At 64.9% G+C, this 1,675-nt stretch carries 2 protein-coding genes; both read left to right on the forward strand.

The genetic code is table 11. From position 1 onward, the window contains the following. A partial coding sequence (locus tag JCM25156_RS15840; protein ID WP_025813862.1) for a glutamate ligase domain-containing protein occupies positions 1 to 491 on the forward strand: 491 nt, incomplete at its 5' end. Then, entirely contained in the window at positions 491 to 1,582 is a 1,092-nt protein-coding gene (gene mraY, locus JCM25156_RS15845) for a phospho-N-acetylmuramoyl-pentapeptide-transferase (protein ID WP_025813864.1), read from the forward strand. The genes JCM25156_RS15840 and mraY, both read left to right, overlap by 1 nt. Positions 1,583 to 1,675 lie beyond the last annotated feature (93 nt).

Consider the following 1,675-nt stretch of genomic DNA (forward strand, 5'->3'; position numbering starts at 1 on the left):
GCCATGCGGATATGGACCATGCCGTAGCCGGTCTGGCCACGTTCGCCCCCGGCGCGGGACGGGGCGCCATCGCGCGCGTGATGCAGGACAAGGTTGCGCTGCTGGATGAAAGCTATAATGCCTCTCCAGCTTCCGTGCGTGCGGCCCTCGACCTGCTTGGGCTTGTCGCCACCGGGCGGCGAATCGCCGTGCTGGGCGACATGCTTGAACTGGGCACGTTCGCGCGGCACGAACACCAAGCCCTTCTCCCTGCCCTCCGCGCGAACGCGGATATCGTCTTCTGTTGCGGCCCGAATATGAAAACACTTTTCGACACCCTGCCTTCTTCCCTGCGGGGGGCATGGACCCCCGATTCCGAACAGCTTGCCCCCCTGGTGCGCGCGGCCCTGCGCGCGGGTGATACGGTCATGGTCAAGGGAAGCCATGGCAGCCGCATGCGCCATGTGGTCACGGCGCTGCAAACGGACACAGCACGGGTGGGACCGGCCTGATGCTGTATGACCTGTTCCAGCACCACCCGGCTCCCCATACCTCCGTGCTCAACCTGTTCCGCTACATCACGTTCCGCTCCGGGGCGGCGTGCCTGACCGCGCTGCTGATCAGCCTGTGCCTGGGCAACCCGCTGATCACGCAGTTGCGCCGCATCCAGCGCGAGGGCCAGCCGATCCGCAAGCTGGGGCCGGAGCGGCACCTGATTGAAAAGGTCGGCACCCCCACCATGGGCGGCGTGCTGATCCTGCTCTCGCTGTTCGGCTCGACCCTGCTCTGGGCCGACCTGGACAACGGGTTTGTCTGGGCGGTGATGCTGACCACGCTGGCCTTCGGCGCGGTGGGCTTTGCCGATGATTACCTGAAACTGTCGCGCCGCAATACCGATGGTGTTTCGAAGCGCATGCGTCTGGGCTGTGAATTCGGGGCCTCGCTGATCGGCGGAATCTGGCTGGAAAGCCTTATGCCGCCCGATCTGGCCAATCATCTCGCCTTTCCCTTCGTCAAGGATCTGCTGCTGCCCCTTGGCTACGCCTTTCCGCTTTTCGCCATGATCACGATCACCGGGTTCGGCAACGCCGTGAACTTCACCGACGGGCTGGACGGGCTGGCCATCGTGCCGGTCATCATCGCGGCCCTTGTCTTCGCGCTGATTTCCTATCTGGTGGGCAACCACATCTTCGCCGACTACCTGCAACTGCACGCGGTACCCGGCACGGGGGAACTGGGGGTGTTCTGTTCGGCGCTGGTGGGGGCCGGGCTTGGCTTCCTGTGGTTCAACGCCCCGCCGGCGGCCGTGTTCATGGGGGATACGGGGTCGCTTGCGCTGGGCGGCGCGCTGGGCGCCGTGGCGGTGGCGGTCAAGCATGAACTGGTGCTGTGCATTGTCGGCGGCCTGTTCGTGGTCGAGACGTTTTCCGTCATCATCCAGGTCTTCTGGTACAAGCGGACCGGGCGGCGCGTGTTCCTGATGGCCCCGCTGCACCATCATTTCGAGAAAAAGGGCTGGGCTGAATCCAAGATCGTGATCCGCTTCTGGATCGTGTCCATCGTGCTGGGGCTGTGTGGTCTGGCCACGCTGAAACTGCGATGAACGGCGTCTTTCCCCCCACCCTGTTCTCCGGCTTCCATTATGGCGTGGTGGGGCTGGGCCGGAACGGCAACGCCGCCGTGGCCGCCCTGCTGG

The sequence above is a fragment of the Komagataeibacter kakiaceti JCM 25156 genome, assembly GCF_000613305.1.

Bases quoted from the DNA above. Each gene is read 5' to 3' on its own strand.
- mraY (WP_025813864.1), top strand. From the start codon at position 491: ATGCTGTATGACCTGTTCCAGCACCACCCGGCTCCCCATACCTCCGTG.